This window comes from Ralstonia sp. PBBBR1, assembly GCF_002256165.1.
In the GTDB taxonomy this organism is placed as follows: Bacteria; Pseudomonadota; Gammaproteobacteria; order Burkholderiales; family Burkholderiaceae; genus Ralstonia; species Ralstonia thomasii.
The window spans coordinates 305,488-321,848 of the sequence record NZ_NKIL01000002.1; the positions used below are offsets into that span (position 1 = coordinate 305,488).

Annotated in this window: 15 protein-coding genes; 1 reads left to right on the plus strand and 14 read right to left on the minus strand. The window is 63.2% G+C overall.

The window, feature by feature from the left end; genetic code table 11:
- The first annotated feature begins 120 nt into the window (after positions 1-120).
- On the plus strand, positions 121-972 hold the full coding sequence (locus CFE42_RS01470) for a pyruvate, water dikinase regulatory protein (RefSeq protein ID WP_037043438.1): 852 nt from the start codon (positions 121-123) through the stop codon (positions 970-972).
- A 75-nt stretch (positions 973-1,047) separates the two neighbouring features.
- On the opposite strand, the gene CFE42_RS01475 is transcribed toward CFE42_RS01470, so the two are convergent.
- From CFE42_RS01475 to CFE42_RS01540, 14 genes are all read right to left on the minus strand, one after another.
- Complete coding sequence (locus CFE42_RS01475) at positions 1,048-1,944, minus strand: metal-dependent hydrolase (protein WP_004626704.1); 897 nt, start codon at positions 1,942-1,944, stop codon at positions 1,048-1,050.
- Between the two features lie 32 nt (positions 1,945-1,976).
- The gene (locus CFE42_RS01480; RefSeq protein ID WP_004626703.1) at positions 1,977-3,785 is read right to left on the minus strand and encodes an SDR family oxidoreductase; all 1,809 of its coding nucleotides are present in this window, start codon (positions 3,783-3,785) and stop codon (positions 1,977-1,979) included.
- A gap of 17 nt (positions 3,786-3,802) precedes the next feature.
- Positions 3,803-4,678, minus strand: a complete 876-nt coding sequence (locus tag CFE42_RS01485; RefSeq protein WP_004626702.1) for a M24 family metallopeptidase — start codon at positions 4,676-4,678, stop codon at positions 3,803-3,805.
- A gap of 141 nt (positions 4,679-4,819) precedes the next feature.
- Entirely contained in the window at positions 4,820-5,602 is a 783-nt protein-coding gene (locus CFE42_RS01490; protein ID WP_004626701.1) for an RNA methyltransferase, read from the minus strand.
- Positions 5,603-5,624: 22 nt separating this feature from the next.
- Positions 5,625-6,323, minus strand: a complete 699-nt coding sequence (gene rnhB / locus CFE42_RS01495) for a ribonuclease HII (RefSeq protein WP_004626700.1) — start codon at positions 6,321-6,323, stop codon at positions 5,625-5,627.
- A gap of 4 nt (positions 6,324-6,327) precedes the next feature.
- A complete protein-coding gene (lpxB, locus tag CFE42_RS01500; RefSeq protein WP_052035669.1) occupies positions 6,328-7,461 on the minus strand; it encodes a lipid-A-disaccharide synthase in 1,134 nt (377 codons plus the stop codon).
- A gap of 41 nt (positions 7,462-7,502) precedes the next feature.
- On the minus strand, positions 7,503-8,318 hold the full coding sequence (gene lpxA, locus CFE42_RS01505; RefSeq protein ID WP_004626695.1) for an acyl-ACP--UDP-N-acetylglucosamine O-acyltransferase: 816 nt from the start codon (positions 8,316-8,318) through the stop codon (positions 7,503-7,505).
- Positions 8,315-8,818 carry a 3-hydroxyacyl-ACP dehydratase FabZ gene (gene fabZ, locus CFE42_RS01510; RefSeq protein ID WP_004626692.1) on the minus strand — a complete coding sequence of 168 codons (504 nt, stop codon included), beginning with the start codon at positions 8,816-8,818 and terminating at the stop codon, positions 8,315-8,317. The genes lpxA and fabZ overlap by 4 nt, the downstream gene beginning before the upstream one ends.
- Positions 8,815-9,888 carry a UDP-3-O-(3-hydroxymyristoyl)glucosamine N-acyltransferase gene (gene lpxD, locus CFE42_RS01515; protein WP_004626690.1) on the minus strand — a complete coding sequence of 358 codons (1,074 nt, stop codon included), beginning with the start codon at positions 9,886-9,888 and terminating at the stop codon, positions 8,815-8,817. Before lpxD ends, fabZ begins: the two co-directional genes overlap by 4 nt.
- A 10-nt stretch (positions 9,889-9,898) precedes the next feature.
- Positions 9,899-10,450, minus strand: coding sequence for an OmpH family outer membrane protein (locus CFE42_RS01520; protein ID WP_004626688.1), 552 nt, complete (start codon positions 10,448-10,450; stop codon positions 9,899-9,901).
- Positions 10,450-12,747, minus strand: a complete 2,298-nt coding sequence (gene bamA, locus CFE42_RS01525) for an outer membrane protein assembly factor BamA (protein WP_037043436.1) — start codon at positions 12,745-12,747, stop codon at positions 10,450-10,452. The genes CFE42_RS01520 and bamA overlap by 1 nt, the downstream gene beginning before the upstream one ends.
- A gap of 115 nt (positions 12,748-12,862) precedes the next feature.
- Complete coding sequence (gene rseP / locus CFE42_RS01530; RefSeq protein WP_004626682.1) at positions 12,863-14,251, minus strand: RIP metalloprotease RseP; 1,389 nt, start codon at positions 14,249-14,251, stop codon at positions 12,863-12,865.
- Positions 14,252-14,337: 86 nt separating this feature from the next.
- Positions 14,338-15,528, minus strand: coding sequence for a 1-deoxy-D-xylulose-5-phosphate reductoisomerase (ispC, locus tag CFE42_RS01535; protein ID WP_004626680.1), 1,191 nt, complete (start codon positions 15,526-15,528; stop codon positions 14,338-14,340).
- An 11-nt stretch (positions 15,529-15,539) separates the two neighbouring features.
- Positions 15,540-16,358, minus strand: coding sequence for a phosphatidate cytidylyltransferase (locus tag CFE42_RS01540; RefSeq protein ID WP_004626677.1), 819 nt, complete (start codon positions 16,356-16,358; stop codon positions 15,540-15,542).
- Between the last annotated feature and the right edge of the window lie 3 nt (positions 16,359-16,361).

Genomic DNA, 16,361 nt, shown 5'->3' on the forward strand with positions numbered 1-16,361 from the left:
GCAGCTGCGGCATTGCCTGACAGGCGATTGGCCCGAATTGCTTAGCTAAACGATCGCCGCTATTCTACCGTGCCGCAGCACGATTTCCTGCCGGCGTGCTGGAAAAACCCCTCGTTTTCGATGACCGACCTCGCCTCCGCATCTTCCAGCCGGACACCTTTCCGGACCGTTTTCATCGTGTCGGATGGCACCGGGATCACCGCAGAAACCTTCAGCCACTCGATCCTGGCGCAGTTTGAGATGAAATTCCGCCAGGTGCGGATTCCGTTTGTCGACACGATCGACAAGGCGCATGTTGCGGTCGCCAAGATCAATGAGGCGTTCCACGCCGAAGGGGTGAGGCCGATCGTCTTCACCACGTTGGTGGATGCCGAGGCAAACGAGATCGTCCATCGGGCCAAGGCCACCATCCTGGACATGTTCCAGACCTTCATCGAGCCGCTCGAGAAGGAGCTGAACCTCAAGTCCACCCACGCCATCGGCCGCTTTCACCAGAACGCCGACACCGAGGCGTATAAAAACCGCATCGAAGCGATCAATTTTTCACTTGCCCATGATGACGGCCAGTCACACAAGAACCTAGCCGAGGCGGATGTGATTTTGGTGGGGGTGTCGCGCAGCGGCAAGACGCCGACCAGCCTGTATCTGGCGATGCAGTACGGCGTGAAATCGGCCAATTACCCGCTGATTCCGGACGATTTCGAGCGCGGCAAGCTGCCCACCGTGCTGTACGACTACAAGAGCAAGATTTTCGGGCTGTCGATCGATCCTCAGCGCTTGTCGGAAATCCGCAATGAACGTCGCCCAGGCAGCAAATATGCCGCGCTGGAGAATTGCCGCTACGAGATCAATGAAGCCGAATCGATGATGCGGCGCGAGGGCATCAAATGGCTGTCGTCAACGCACAAGTCGATCGAGGAAATTGCCACGACGATCCTGCAGGACATCAAGATGGATCACAACAACTACTGAGCGTGGCATCGCCCCGCAAACACAACGGCCGGCATTGCACCGGCCGTTTTGTTTTTCTGCCGGCGGGCGAGCCAGTCAGGCGCGATCACGCACCCAGTTGCCGCCGTGCGCCGCGGCCTGCGCTGCCGGCGATATTTCCAGATAGGCCAGCGCCTGCTCGGTCGACCCTTCATGATGCGGCGTATAGCTGGGCCGGAAATAGCGCAGCGCGGCCCCCAGCATTTTCCAGAACGATGGCAGGCAGTTACGCCGCGAGCCATGCCACCAGCCGCGGATAAAACCGGGGAACCTGCCCGCCCCCGGATCGCGCTGGTACATGAAGCCGAAGCCGGTGACCAAGAAGTACAGGAGCAACAGGATCGTGGTCAGCATATGGAAGCAGCGTTCGAGATACGAGCCGCCCATGTGCCGGAAGATGTCGAACGCGACGGTGCGGTGCTCGACTTCCTCCGCGCCATGCCAGCGCAACAAGTCCAGCATGACGGGATCGGCTTGGGCGGCGTCGAGCCCCTTTGCGTTGAGCACCCAGTTGCCCAGATAGCCGAAAAAGTGCTCGAGCGCAGCAATGATGCCGAGTTGCTGCCGCAGCCAGAAGCGCGTGTGGCCGATCTTCAGACCCAACGGCTGTTCGCCGAGCACCTTGGAGAACAGCCAGTCGAGCCGCTTGGTGAAAGGCTGGGTATCGATGCCGTGGTCTTTGTAGTAATGCGTCAGCACGCCGCCATGCGAGCGCGAATGGACCGCCTCCTGACGCAGGAAGCCCTCGGCATCGGCGCGCAGCTTCGCGTCGGTAATCAGCGGCAACGCCTTGTTGTAAACGCGGCAGAACCACAACTCGCCGGCGGGAAACAGCAGGTTCAGGATGTTGATGATGTGCGTGCTGGACGGATCGCCGGGAATCCACTGGATGGGCGTGTCCTTCCAGTCGAAACGGACGTGGCGGGCCTTGATGAAGTAATCGGGCGCGGTCATGGTGGTCTCCGGATGTTCTTGTCTGTGCGGGCTCAATGCCCGGCCATGCTCACGCGCGCGATCAGCCGGCTCAGCCATTGCGCATAGCGCGAGATGAAGCGGGACGAATGCGCCTCGATGCCGATCGTGACCACGGGCTTGTTGTGTTGAACCGCGCTGAACATGGCTTTTGCGACGGTCTCTGGCTTGAGGCCACGCAGTTGGTAGAGCTTGGTGGCGCGGGCGCGCAATTGGGCTTGCTGTGCCTCGGTCGTGCCGGTGTAGACCGTGGAGGCCATGATTCCGGTCTCTGCAAAACCGGGGCAGATGGCCGACACGCCAATGCCCTGCCCGGCCAGCTCGCCACGCATGCATTCGGACAGCATCAGCACTGCGGCCTTCGTCGTCGCATAGGCGGCAAGATCGCGCGATGGCGCAAAGGCCGCCGCCGATGCCGTGTTCAGGATGTGACCGCCCTGCCCGCGCGCCACCATCTGCTTGGCGAACAGTCGGGCGCCGTGGATCACGCCCCACACATTCACGTGCAGGATGCGCTGCCAATCGCGCTCGGACGTGTCGACAATGCCGCCGGCCATGCCGATGCCTGCGTTGTTGACGACGATGTCGGCGCCGCCCAGTTCCTTGCCGACCCAATCGACCAGCGCTTCCATCTGCTCGGCGTTGCCGACGTCCACGGTATGCGCCCACGCCTTGCCACCGGTGAGGCGGATGAGCTTGGCGGTGCGCTCTGCGTCTTCAGCACGAATGTCGACGGCGACGATGGCTGCGCCTTGCTCCGCGAATTCCAGCGCCGCGCAACGACCGATGCCGCTGCCAGCGCCCGTGATGACGGCCAGCTTGCCGGAGAGCGGTTTGCGGTCGCCATGCTGACGCGCGCGTTGCAGCGCCTCGGATTCCGGCTTGCCCTCGGCGTGCTCGATCAGCTCGCGTGCCATCTCCGCCAAGCGTGCAGCATGCGTGACCGGCAGCCAGTGCCGCGCGACAACTTCGCGGCGCCAATACTGCGGTACCCAGCGCGAGAGGTCTTCGGACAACGCGGGGCTGACGTACTTGTCCAGGGTCGGCACGATCACCTGCACCGGCGCATGTGCGACACGCTTGCGAGGCGTGAACAGGCTGCGGATGAAGTTGGCGCGATACAGCGACACACCGCGCACGCCGTCGGCCGTCTGCGTGGCGCGCGGCACGATGGCGGTCTTCTCCACACGACGCAGCACACGCGGCCACGCGCGCCCGAGCCACAGGCGCCAACTCAGTTCCGGCACGATCGGCAAATGGAATAGCAGCACGTACCACGAGCGCACGAGCTGGCCCAGCATCTTGCCCAGCGACGACGGCGTCGGACGTAGCAGTCGCGCGCGCATCCAGTGCCCGACGTGGTCCAGGCACGGCCCCGAGCACGACGTGTATGACGCAATGCGCCCGCGCAGGCGCGCCTCCGTCACGAATTCCCATGACTGGATCGAACCCCAATCGTGCGCGATCAGGTGCACGGGCTTGCCCGGGCTCAGCGCATCGATGACGGCGATGAAGTCGTCGGTCAATCGCGCGAGGGTGTAGTTGCGCATCCCCTTGGGCGAACTCGACCGGCCCGCACCCCGCACGTCGTAGGCAATGACGTAGTAATCCCGCGCGAGCAGCGGTGCCGCCTCGTGCCAGACCTCGCTGTTGTCGGGGTAGCCGTGCACTAGCACGACGGTTGGGTGCGCGGGGTCGCCCCAGGTCTCGACTGTGAGCGAGACGCTGCCGGACTGCACCATCCTCGCCGAATAGTCTTTGGGCGAAACCGCTGCGGGCGATTCGAACAACGCCAGCGGAGCCTCTTCAAGAAGCGTTTTCATCTGGGCCTCCGTGTGCGTCAGGCAGCGCGCTGCTGCGCGAGTTGACGCTGCTGCCAGCGGCGCACGTGCGGCAGATCGTCGTCGAGCCAGTAGGCGTCGTCTTCGGTAATGACGAGCAACTCCTCGAACTTGGCCCCGACGCCATGGAAGCCCAGATGCGGTTCGACGGCCCACAGGCCGGGGACCGGCGCGTGCTCAGATCGACGATCGATCGACCACAGCGGCGACCACCCCTCCTGCTTGCCGCTGCGCACCTGGTCGAGGATCAGGTTGCGCGTGGCGTTCAGCCCGAAGCGCGCCACGAAACGCGGCTTCGATGGGCTGTCGAGCTTGGCCACGCGATGCGCCAGCACTTTGAACGGATACGCCTTGTGACGCGGCTCCACGCCCTGCTTCATACAGAGCTGGTCCACCGCACGGGCCACATCGGCCATCGACCGACGCTCGCGGATCAAGCGCACGATCAACTCACGATGCGCCATCAGGTCGTCCTGCAGCTGGTCGAGGATGGCGTTTTCGCCGAGACACGTGGCATAGCCGACATCGGCGATCACCCCATTGCGCACGGGCGCCACGTCGAGGATGACCGGCATGTCCTCTTCCAACCGCCGGGACGACGGAAAGAACGCCAGGTTGAAGCCGGCCATGTGCGTCAGGCCCGAAAAGCCCTGGAACGCGGTGCGGTCGCCAAACCACGCGAACGGCTTGTGCAGCCAGTCATGGACGCCACGATCGCCAAGCCACTCGGTGAGCAGCTTGGCCGCGTCCTTCTCGGTCATGCCGGGACGCAGCATGCCGCTGACGGCCTCGACGCACGCGTAGGCGAGTTGCTGGATTTCGCGAAACTGCGCGAGTTCGTCGACATGGACGCGCGCCAGGGTGGGGTTCGGCATGCCGGTCTCCTTGAGTCTGGGTATCGAGAGCGCTCATTGGCACCGCGCTCAATGTTCCATTACTCAATGGCAAAGTCAATGCGGGACTTTTCCGGCGTTTGAAAACGCCGTGTGACCGGTAATCGACAGGAAAAGAGAGGTTTAGCCCGCGCGGCGTTGGCGCACGGCTTCAAACAGGCAGATCGCTGCTGCGGCAGCCACATTGAGCGATTCCATGCCGCCGGGCTGCGGAATCGTCACCGGCGTCGTCACTGCCGCGAGCCACTCCTGCGACACGCCTGCCCCCTCGTTTCCGAACACCCAGCCTACGGGTGAGCTGAGCGGCACATCGAACACAGCCTGCTTGGCGTGCGACGACGTTGCCAGCAGCGGCACCCGGAGCCGCGAATGCACGCTTTGGAACGTGCAGTGTTCAACGATGTTCAAGTGGAAATGCGCACCCATAGCGGCGCGCAATGTCTTGGCCGACCACGCGAATGCGCAGCCTGGCGTCATGAACACATCGCGCACGCCGGCAGCGGCCGCACATCGCAGGATGGAACCGACGTTACCGGCATCCTGAATGCCATCAAGAATCACGCAGTCCGCATCAATGGTTTGCGGCAGCTTGCCTTCCGGCGTCTCCACCAGGGCCATCAGATCGACGCCGTTGACGACCGTGGTGAGCTGGCCAAACAGGTTGTCGGCCAGCAGGATGACGGTGTCCGGATCGACGCGATCCAGCACCGCGGCCACTTCCGGGTGCCGGACATGGCGCTCCGACACCAGGCATTGCGCCGGCGTGTGGCCTGCATCCAGGTACGCCACCACCAGATGCACGCCGTCGAGCACGGACTGGCCCGCGCGCCGACGGTGCTGCGTCGAGCCCGAGAGCGCCTTGAGATGCTTGAACACCGCGTTGTCGCGGGAAGTGATGTGCTTCACGAATGGGCCCAGCGGAAAAAGGTCAGTCGTCCCAGGCGCTGCCTGCAGCGACGGTTTCGATGCTGATGGCGCTCATCCCCTCCAACGCACGACGCACGGGCGCGAACGAGCGGCGATGATGCGGCGTCACGCCATGCAGGTCGATCGCCGCCAGATGCTGCGGCGTGCCATAGCCGGCATGAACGTCAAACCCGTAGAGCGGAAACTCGATATGCAGCGCGGCCAACTGGCGGTCGCGCGTCACCTTCGCCAGGATGGAGGCCGCCGAAATGGCCGGCACCAGCGCATCGCCCTTGACGATGGCTTCCACCGCAAACGCCACCTGTGGGCAGCGATTGCCGTCCACCTGCACGAGATCCGGGAGCGTGCCCAAAGCGGCCACGCCCTGCACCGCACGCTGCATGGCCAGCATGGTCGCGTGCAGGATGTTGATGCGATCAATTTCTTCGACGGTGGCTTCCGCCACGTGCCAGGCGAGCGCCTTTTCGACAATCTCGTCGTACAGCGCCTCACGCTTCCTGGCGGTCAGGATCTTAGAATCAGCCAAGCCCTTGATCGGCTTGCGCGGATTGAGAACGACCGCCGCTGCCGTCACCGGCCCGGCCAACGGCCCACGTCCAGCCTCATCCACGCCACAGAGAATGCGACGCGCGCGCTTAGCCGCCGGCTCCTGCGAGAGGAGCAGGCCAAGCTGGTCCGGATTGGGTTTGCGGGAAGCCATGGGCTTAAAGCTTACCGCGACTGCGTAGCAGATCGACCACGACTTTCGCGCCGATCTCCGCCATATTCTGCTTGAGCGTCAGGTGCATCTGCGTGAAGTGTTCACGCAGGAACGTGGCGTTGCCATGGTCGCTCAGTTGCAGCAGCGTTTCGCGCGCGAGTGCCTCGGGGGTCGCGTCATCCTGCAGCAATTCCGGCACGACAAAGCGGCCGGACAGGATGTTCGGCAGCCCAACGTACGGCAGATAGCCTTTGCGCTTCATGATCTGCGCGGTCAGCCAGGGCACCTTGTAGGTGATGACCATCGGCTTCTTGTACAGCGCCGCTTCCAGCGTGGCCGTGCCGCTGGCCAGCAGGATCACGTCAGCCGCTTCCATGGCTGTGTGCGACTGACCATCGACCACCCACAGATGCAGCCCCGGGTGCTCCGCGCGCATGGCATCGATCCGCTCGCGCAACGTCGCATTGGCCGCCGGCAGCACGAAGGCCAGATCCGGTTCGACCGCCTGCATGCGTGACATCGCCGCAAACAGCGTCGGCCCGAGATGCTTCACTTCGGAATTGCGGCTGCCGGGCATCACCGCAACGACCTTGCGGCCCAACGGCAGGCCAAGGCGCGTGCGTGCACCCTCCACGTCCGGCACCAGCGGAATCTCATCCGCAAGCGGATGCCCGACGTACGTGGCCGGAATGCCGGCCTTGGCGTAAATTTCGGGCTCGAACGGGAACAGGCAGAGGATATGGTCGGCCGCGCGGGCGATCGTCTTGATACGGCCGGCTCGCCATGCCCAGATCGACGGGCTCACGAAGTGCACCACCGGCACTCCCGCCTGCCGCATGGCGATCTCGACGTTGAAATTGAAGTCGGGCGCATCCACGCCGATGAAGGCCAGCGGCGGCTGGGCCAGCAGGTCCTGCTTGAGTTCCTTGCGGATCACAAGGATTTCGCGCAACTGGCCGAGCACTTCCACGTAGCCGTTGACCGACAGCTTGTGCATCGGCCAGTTCGACTGGAAACCCTGCTCCGTCATTCGCGCACCGCCAATGCCGTTGTAGGCGATGTCGGCAGGCAGTTGTGCGCGCAGCCCCTTCAGCAGCAGCGAGGCCAGCAAATCGCCGGAAGCCTCGCCGGCCACCATGCCGATGCGGCGCACCGGCGCGGCGTTCTGAAGCTGCTCGCTCAACGCACGATGCCGCGCTTGGTGGCGGCAATGAAATCGGCAAACGCGGTCAACACCTCACGGGTCGGGGCGTCATCCGTCTGAGCGATCTGCGCGGCGATTTCAGCCTTGGCCTGATCAAAGCTCAGATCGCTCTTGTAGAGCAGCTTGTACGCCTGGCGCAGACCGGTGATCTGCTCGGCCGTAAAGCCGCGGCGACGAAGGCCCTCCACGTTGATGCCGTGCGGCGCAGCCTTGTTGCCGCCCTTGTCGCTTGCGGCGATCACGAACGGCGGCACATCCTGCACCAGCGCCGATGCGCCACCCAGCATGGCATGCGCGCCGATACGCACGAACTGGTGCACGCCCGACATGCCACCGAGGATCGCCCAGTCACCGACTTCCACGTGGCCCGCGATCTGCGCGTTGCTCGAAAACACCGTGTGGTTGCCCACGCGGCAATCGTGTGCGATGTGCACGTAGGCCATGATCCAGTTGTCGTCGCCGATGGACGTGATACCGGCATCCTGGGCAGTGCCAGTATGGATCGTGGTGAATTCGCGGATGGTATTGCGATCGCCGACGATCAGCTGCGTCGGCTCGTCGCGATACTTCATGTCCTGCGGCCGGCCGCCCACCGATGCGAAATGGCCAATGCTGTTGTCACGACCCAGCGTCGTGTAGCCCTCGATCACCGTGTGGTGGCCGACTCGTGTGCCCGCGCCCATCCGCACATTCGGGCCCACGACCGTAAACGCGCCGATCTCGACGCTCGAATCCAGTTCGGCATTCGGATCGATCTGCGCGGTCGGATGGATCTTCTGTGCTTGCGTCATACCTCGCCCTTGGACTTGTCTTCGCGCACGGCACACATGATTTCGGCTTCCACGGCGACTTCACCGTCAACCTTGCCGTACACCTTGAACTTCCACATACCGCTCTTCGAGCGCAGCAGTTCGGCCGTCATCACGAGTTGGTCGCCCGGCGTCACCTGGCGCTTGAAGCGTGCACCGTCAATGCTCACGAACAGGTAGAGCTGGTTTTCCTTGCGCTCGTGATCGGCCTCGCCGAAGGTCAGCAGCGCAGCGGTTTGCGCAAGCGCTTCGAGCATCAGCACGCCGGGCATCACCGGATGGCCGGGGAAGTGCCCGTTGAAGAACGGCTCGTTGAACGTCACGTTCTTGATGGCCGTAATCGACTTGCGCGGCTCCAGCGAGATCACGCGGTCAACCAGCAGCATCGGGTAGCGATGCGGCAGCAGGTCGAGAATCTTCTTGATGTTGAAATCGCTGACGACGCTGGGGGTCGCGCTCGTCGCATTCGTTGCTTCGGTCATGATTGTTGCTGCAGGTCTTTGACCCGCTGTTCTAGTTGTTGCAACCGTTCGCGCATGCGCGTCAGGCCTCGGACGATGGCCGCGTTACGCTCCCAGTCGCCATGCGGCATGAACGGGAAAACGCTGGTGAAGTGGCCACCGGGCTTGGTGATGGATTTGGTAATGGATGTGCCGCCCGAAACGGTCACGCGGTCCGCAATGGTCAGGTGGCCGGCAAAATTGGCCGCACCGCCGATGATGCAGTAGCGCCCGATCTTCGTGCTGCCGGAAATGGCCGCGCAGCCCGCGATGACGGTATAGGCACCCACGTGCACGTTGTGCGCGATCTGCACCTGGTTGTCGATCTTGCAGCCCTGTTCGACCACCGTATCGGCCATCGCGCCACGGTCGATGGCGGTGTTTGCGCCGATCTCCACGTCGTCACCAATCACGGCCCGGCCAACCTGCGGAATCTTCACCCATTCGCCGCCCTGCGGCCCGAAGTCAGGTGCAAAGCCGAAGCCATCGGCGCCGATCACGACGCCGCTATGCAGAACGCAGCGCGCGCCAACAACGCAGCCGTGGTAAATCGAAACGTTCGCGTAGAGCAACGTGTCGTCGCCAATCCGGGCATCGGCGCCAACAAAGCTGTTGCCGGCGATGCGCACACGCTCGCCGAGCACAGCACCGGCTTCGATGGTGACGTTCGGGCCGATGGAGCAGGATGCCGGCACCCTGGCGCCCTCTTCCACGCTGGCAGTCCGGTGAATGCCCGGTACAACGGGGCGCGCGGCCAGCGCAACAAAGCGCTGGGCAACACGCGCAAACGCAGCATACGGATTGGCCGCAATCAGCCAGTTCCGGCCAGCAGCGTGGCCCTGGCTTTCGAGCGTTTCCAGATCGCGGGGCGACACGATGATCGCCCCCGCACCGGAACTCACAGCCTGATTGAGGTACAGCGGATTGGAGAGAAAAGCGAGCTGATCGGCGCCCGCTTGATCCAGCGGCGCGATCGACTTGACGATCAGGCCTGCGTCACCCTGGACGGTCGCGCCGAGCGACGCAGCAAGTTCACCAAGCGAAAACGACATGCGGACAACCTCATTTGGCCGATTGCGAATTCAGCGCCTTGAGCACCTCGTCCGTGATGTCGATGCGAGGGTTCACGTACACGGCTTCCTGCACGATCAGATCGTACTTGCGCTGCTCGGCAATCGAGCGGATCACGCGGTTGGCGCGCTCAAGCACCTGGGCCAGCTCTTCATTGCGGCGCTGGTTCAGGTCTTCACGGAACTCGCGCTGCTTGCGCTGGAAGTCACGATCCAGGTCCGACAGCTCACGCTGACGGCGATTGCGATCAGAATCGGCCAGCACGGCCGAATCCTTGTCCAGCTTGTCGGACATGCCCTTGAGCTTGGCGGCCATATCCTGCAGCTCGCGGTCGCGCTTGGCGAACTCGGTTTCCAGCTTGGCCTGGGCGGCCTTGGCAGGTTGCGAGTCGCGCAGGATGCGCTCCGAATTGACGGCGGCGATGCGCGCTTCCTGCGCCGTCGCCGGCAGCGCAAAGCTGGCTGCGGCAAGTGCGGCGAAAGCAGCGGACACGCCCATGCGGGACAACGTGATGCGCGTGGATTTCATGATGAATGCAGTCATTAGAATGCAGTCCCGATCTGGAACTGGAAGCGTTGCGTTTGATCTTGGGTCTTCCGCTTGATCGGGAAGCCCATGCTGATCTTGAGCGGGCCGATCGGCGACAGCCACGACAGACCGAAACCGGTCGAGTAGCGCATGTCGCCCAGCTTGTAAGGCTGACCCTCGGCGAACACGTTACCGTAGTCGAAGAACGTGAACAGACGAACGGTGCGGTCCACGCCCGAACCCGGCAGCGGGAAGATGAATTCCACGTTGCCAACGAACTTGCTGGCGCCACCGATGGCCACGCCATTGGCGTCGCGCGGGCCCAGCGTGCTGGTTTCGTAACCGCGCACCGAACCGATACCGCCGGCGTAGTAGTTCTTGAAGACCGGGAAGTCCTTGCCACCGTAACCGTGGCCGTACCCAATTTCGTTGTTGAACGCCATCGTGAACGACTTCGACAGCGGGTAGAAATACTGGTGCTGATAGTACGCGCGGAAGTACTGCAGGTCGCCGCCCGGGATACCGAACTCCAGGTTGGCCTGCTGGTAGCGACCACGCGTCGGCACCAAGGCGCTATCACGCTGGTCCTTCGACCAGCCGATGGTGATCGGAAAGTTGTTGGTGATGCGGCCGTTCTTCGCGACGTAGTTCTGGTAGGCCAGCGGCGTGTTGGTCGTCACGTCGATGGTCGTGCGCTCGTAGCCGATGCCGAAGAAGACGGTATCGGTTTCAGAGAACGGCACGCCGAACTTGACGTTGCCGCCCTGCTGCACGACGCGGTAGTCCTGGTCACCCGTGTAGTACAGCGGACGGTACGTGCGGTAGTACAGTTCGGTCGAACGGCTGATGCCATCCACCGTGAAGTACGGATCGAACTGCGTCACTGCAATGGTGCGGTTCGACTTGGAAGTGTTCACATCGAGGCCGAGGCTCGTACCGGAGCCGAACACGTTGTCCTGACGGATACCGGCCGACAGCACCAGCTTGTCGGTCGACGAGAAGCCCACGCCCAGGTTGATCTGGCCTGTCGGCTTTTCCGTCACGTTGACGTTTACATCGACCTGATCGGTTGTGCCGGGCACGTCTTCCGTCGTGATGTTCGCATCGGTGAAGTAACCCGTGCGGTTCACGCGGTTCTGCGAAAGCTGCAGCTTCTCGCCGTCGAACCACGAGGCTTCCATCTGGCGCATTTCGCGGCGCACGACTTCGTCGCGGGTCTTGCTATTGCCGACAACGTTCACGCGACGCACGTACACACGGCGGCCCGGATCGACCACCAGCGTGAGAGCAACCGTGCGGTCCTTCTGGTTGATCTGCGGCTGCGGGTTGATGGTGGCGAAAGCGTAGCCATACGTGCCGAGCAGATCGGTAATCGACTTGGTCGTCGACGAGAGCTTGGCCGACGAGAAGATATCGCCCTGCTTGAGCTTGATGAGCTTCTCCATCTCGGCCTGCTTGCCCAGCAGCTCACCGGTCAGCTTGATGTCCGACACCTTGTACTGCTCACCCTCGTGGATGTTCAGCGTCAGGTAGATGTCCTTCTTGTCCGGCGTGATCGACACCTGGGTCGACTCGATTGCGAATTCCAGGTAACCGCGATCCAGATAGAACGAGCGCAGCGCTTCCAGGTCGGCCGTGAGTTTCTGCTTCGAGTACAGATCGTTCTTGGTGTACCACGACAGCCAGTTCGGCGTGGACAGTTGCATCTCGTCGCGCAGGTCACCTTCCTTGAAGGCCTTGTTGCCGACGATATTGATCTGGCGAATCTTGGCGGTCGGGCCTTCGTCAACCGTAAACGTGATCGACACACGGTTGGCGTCGACCGGCGTAACCGTGGTCGTCACCTCGGCAGCGTAATAGCCGCGCGAAACATACTGGCGCTTGATTTCCTGCTCGGCGCGGTCGATGAGCGACTTGTCGTAGTAACGGGCCTCAGCCACACCCACGCCACGCAGCGTACGACGCAGCGCCTCCTTGTCGAACTCCTTGAAGCCGATGAACTCGAGCTGCGAGATCGCAGGACGCTCTTCCACGCGCACCACCAGCACGTTGCCTTCGGAGCGGATCTGCACGTCCTTGAAGAAGCCGGTGTTGTAGAGCGCGCGAATCGATTCGGCGCCCTTCTCGTCGGTGAAGGTCTCACCCACCTTCACGGGCAAATAGCCGAACACGGTGCCCGGCTCGACGCGCTGCACACCCTCCACGCGAATGTCCTTGACGACGAACGGCTCCACTGCATGAGCCTGACCGGCAGTGACGGTCAGCACGGAAGCCGCCAGCACGCTGAGCGGGAAGCGATGTTGTCTGATCAATCTAATCCCCTAGTTGGATTCAATCGGAATCCACTTCTGAGTGTTTTCAAAACCCTGAGTTGCCCGCTCACGCCGGTGGCAACGATGTGGCTTACCGACCCAAGTTGAATACGGTTTAGCCGCGAGTCAGAAATAACCGACTCAAATCGTTGTACAGGGCGAGCGAAGTGAGAAGCAGGATGCAGGCGACGCCGATCTTCTGAAGGACTGCTTGCCAGGATTCCGGCACGGGTCGGCCAGTCAAAAATTCCACGCAATAATACAGCAAATGCCCCCCATCCAATACCGGAACTGGCAATAAGTTCAGGACGCCGAGACTCACGCTGATCAACGCGAGAAAGCTCACAAACGTCTGCCAGCCAAGGCTTGCCGCCTTGCCTGCGAAGTCCGCCACCGTGATCGGCCCGCTCAGGTTCTGCAGAGACGCCTGACCAACGATCATCTTGGCCAGCACCTGCAGCGATAGCGCCGAAGTCCGCCAGACCTCGCCCACGGCGTGGCCCAATGCGGCGACCGGCTCATCCCGGATCATCGCCGTTTCCACCTTCTGGTTGAGCTGCGCGCCGAGCTTACCGATCTTCGGGCCCGTGGGGTTCTTGGGATCGGCGTCTGCATCCGGGCGAACGGGCAACGTCATGGGCTGATCGTTGCGCAGGATATCGATCGACGCGTTCTGTTCGGGCATGGCGCGGATCTGCCGGATGAGGTCCATCGCCTGATCGGCAGGCTGGCCGGCGAAGCGAACGATCTGGTCACCCGCCCGCAACCCGGCACGTGCCGCGGCACTGGAGGGCAGCACATCGACGACGGTGACCGGGCCACCGAGCAGGCGCAGACCAATCTGGTCGATCACGTCGGCCTGCGGCGTACGGGCTGCGCTCGGCAAGCCATGAAGACGGGCGGTGCGTTCGACACCATCGGCGCCCCGCACCCGCACAAGCGCATCGCGCCCTGCGATGCCGGCCGAGTACAGGCGCATGCGCACGTCGCTCCAGCTGCGCACGGGCGCAGGCGTTTCATCGTCCGTACCGATCGCGGTCACGCGGTCCCTGGCACGCAGGTCGGCCTGGGCAGCAATGCTGCCAGGCGGGGGAGCGCCGAGGATAGGTAACGGCTCAATTGCGCCAACCCATGCCAGCACTGCATAGAGGGCAATCGCGAGCAGAAAATTGGCGATCGGCCCCGCAGCCACGATGGCGAATCGCTTGTAGACCGGTTGGTGGTCGAAGGTGCGCGGGAGGTCTTCGGGGAGGATGGGCGGATCTTTCTCGGGGTCTCGTGAGCCCTCGCCCAACATCTTGACGTAGCCGCCCAGCGGAATGGCGCAGATCGTCCATTCGGTGCGGTCAGGGCCGCGCCCCACATGGCGGAACAGCACCTTGCCGAAGCCGACGGAAAACCGGAGCACCTTCACGCCGCACAGGCGCGCGACACTGTAGTGGCCCAGTTCGTGAATGACGATCAGTACCGCGATCGCAAAGACAAACGCTAAAACGGTCTGCAAAACCTTCTCCGGATGCACTGAAGGGCACGCGCTGGTTGACCCCGCGCGAAGCCGCTATGTTACCCGCTTGCTCTGACGGGGCGCTTTCAGGCGGCCGGCAGGTGCGCGCATGCGGTCGCGATATAGCGCTCCGCCTGCTGACGCGCTTGGGCGTCGGCCGCAAATACGGTGTCGAGCGAGTCGGCGGGCACGATAGAAGTACGGGCGAGCGTGTCACCCACCACGGCAGCAATCTCGGTGAACCGGATGCGGCGCTGTAAAAATGCTTCGACAGCCACCTCGTTGGCCGCATTCAGAGCAGCAGGAGCCGTACCACCGGCGCGCAGTGCATCAAAGGCCAGCGCCAGACACGGGAAGCGGCGCAGATCCGGCGCCTCGAACGTCAGTGCACCTGTGGTCACGAGATCGAGCAGCGGAACACCGGCCTCAATGCGCTCAGGGTAGGCCAAGCCGTAGGCAATCGGCGTGCGCATGTCCGGATTGCCCAGCTGCGCCAGCACGGAGCCATCGTCGTAGCCGACCATCGAATGGATGACACTCTGCGGGTGGATCAGCACTTCGAGATGCTCGACCGGCACGCCAAACAGCCAGTACGCCTCGATCACCTCCAGCCCCTTGTTCATCATGGTGGCGGAGTCAACGGAGATCTTGCGCCCCATCACCCAGTTCGGATGCGCGCAAGCCTGATCGGGCGTGACATCAGCAAGCGAATCAACGGCACGCGTACGGAACGGACCACCTGATGCCGTCAGGACGATGCGCGACACGCCGCGCCCGAACTGTGGAACTTGCTGAGGAAGGCATTGGAAGATGGCGTTGTGCTCGCTGTCGATCGGGAGCACGGTGGCGCCATGCTCACGCACGGCGTCCATGAAGAGCGCGCCGGACATCACCAGCGCCTCCTTGTTGGCCAGGAGCACGCGCTTGCCGGCGCGCACGGCGGCAAGCGTCGGGCGCAAACCTGCCGCCCCAACGATGGCGGCCATCACGGCATCGCAGTCAGGGTGGGCGGCGGCCTCTTCCAGCGCCTTGGTGCCAGAACAGATTTCGATGCCGGCAGCTTCTGTGCCCAGTTGGTCACGCAATGCATCCGCCGCAGCCGCCGAACCGAGCACCGCCATCTTCGGGCGAAACTCACGGCAGAGCACCGCGAGCTTGTCGGCCTGCGCGTTGGCGGTCAGCGCAAAAACGCTGTATTTGTCGGGATGACGGCGCACCACGTCGAGCGTGCTGTCGCCAATGGAGCCAGTGGCGCCAAGAACGGTCAAACGCATCATGTTCAGACGCCTCAGGAAATCAGCAGCGCAGCCAGCGGAAACACTGGCAGCAGTGCGTCGATACGATCGAGCACACCGCCGTGGCCGGGCAACAGGCGGCTGCTGTCTTTCATGCCGACCTGACGCTTGAGCAGGGATTCAAACAAATCGCCGCCGACGCTTGCGGCCACCAGCAAGATGGTCAGCGCCAGGGCTGCAACCGCACCGCGCTGATCAAACTCGTGCGAGAACCACGTCGGCGCAAACCAATGCGTGATGCCGGCCACGGTGGCGATCACTGCAACGAGCACGGCACCGCCGATCGCCCCTTCCCACGATTTGCCTGGGCTGATGGTCGGTGCCAGCTTGCGGCGACCCATGGCCTTGCCGACAAAATAGGCACCCACATCGGCCGCCCACACGAGCACCGCCACCGACAGCAGGAAGGCGACGCCGTGCGTGCGCAATTCAATAGCCCCATGCACGAACGCCGGCAGCATCACCAAACCAAGCAACGTGAAAACGATTTTGCGCGTGCCGTGCAGCTCGCGCACGCCACCGGCGAGCAGCGCCCAGGCGATCACCCATGCGACGACTGCGCCATGGAACAGCGGCTGCACATCACCGCGAACGGGAATGTCGTGCCAGGCGATCGTCAGCATGACGACAACGATCGCATAGACAACCGGCCCCCACCAGCCCGGCAGGCGCACGAGACGCCCCCACTCCCACGCGGCGAGGGCTGCAACTACCGTCACGAGCCCGGCCAGGCCGGCGGGCGGCGCAAAGAACAGAATGGGCAGGATGACAATCAGCAGGCAGACAGCGGTAATGACGCGAGTCAGCAGCATGTG

Excerpts from the sequence above, each read along its gene's own strand:
- CFE42_RS01470 (WP_037043438.1), top strand. The coding sequence starts at position 121 with ATGACCGACCTCGCCTCCGCATCTTCCAGCCGGACACCTTTCCGGACC.
- CFE42_RS01475 (WP_004626704.1), bottom strand. The coding sequence starts at position 1,944 with ATGACCGCGCCCGATTACTTCATCAAGGCCCGCCACGTCCGTTTCGAC.
- CFE42_RS01480 (WP_004626703.1), bottom strand. The coding sequence starts at position 3,785 with ATGAAAACGCTTCTTGAAGAGGCTCCGCTGGCGTTGTTCGAATCGCCC.
- CFE42_RS01485 (WP_004626702.1), bottom strand. The coding sequence starts at position 4,678 with ATGCCGAACCCCACCCTGGCGCGCGTCCATGTCGACGAACTCGCGCAG.
- rnhB (WP_004626700.1), bottom strand. The coding sequence starts at position 6,323 with ATGGCTTCCCGCAAACCCAATCCGGACCAGCTTGGCCTGCTCCTCTCG.
- lpxB (WP_052035669.1), bottom strand. The coding sequence starts at position 7,461 with ATGGTGGCCGGCGAGGCTTCCGGCGATTTGCTGGCCTCGCTGCTGCTG.
- lpxA (WP_004626695.1), bottom strand. The coding sequence starts at position 8,318 with ATGACGCAAGCACAGAAGATCCATCCGACCGCGCAGATCGATCCGAAT.
- fabZ (WP_004626692.1), bottom strand. The coding sequence starts at position 8,818 with ATGACCGAAGCAACGAATGCGACGAGCGCGACCCCCAGCGTCGTCAGC.
- lpxD (WP_004626690.1), bottom strand. The coding sequence starts at position 9,888 with ATGTCGTTTTCGCTTGGTGAACTTGCTGCGTCGCTCGGCGCGACCGTC.
- CFE42_RS01520 (WP_004626688.1), bottom strand. The coding sequence starts at position 10,450 with ATGACTGCATTCATCATGAAATCCACGCGCATCACGTTGTCCCGCATG.
- ispC (WP_004626680.1), bottom strand. The coding sequence starts at position 15,528 with ATGATGCGTTTGACCGTTCTTGGCGCCACTGGCTCCATTGGCGACAGC.
- CFE42_RS01540 (WP_004626677.1), bottom strand. The coding sequence starts at position 16,358 with ATGCTGCTGACTCGCGTCATTACCGCTGTCTGCCTGCTGATTGTCATC.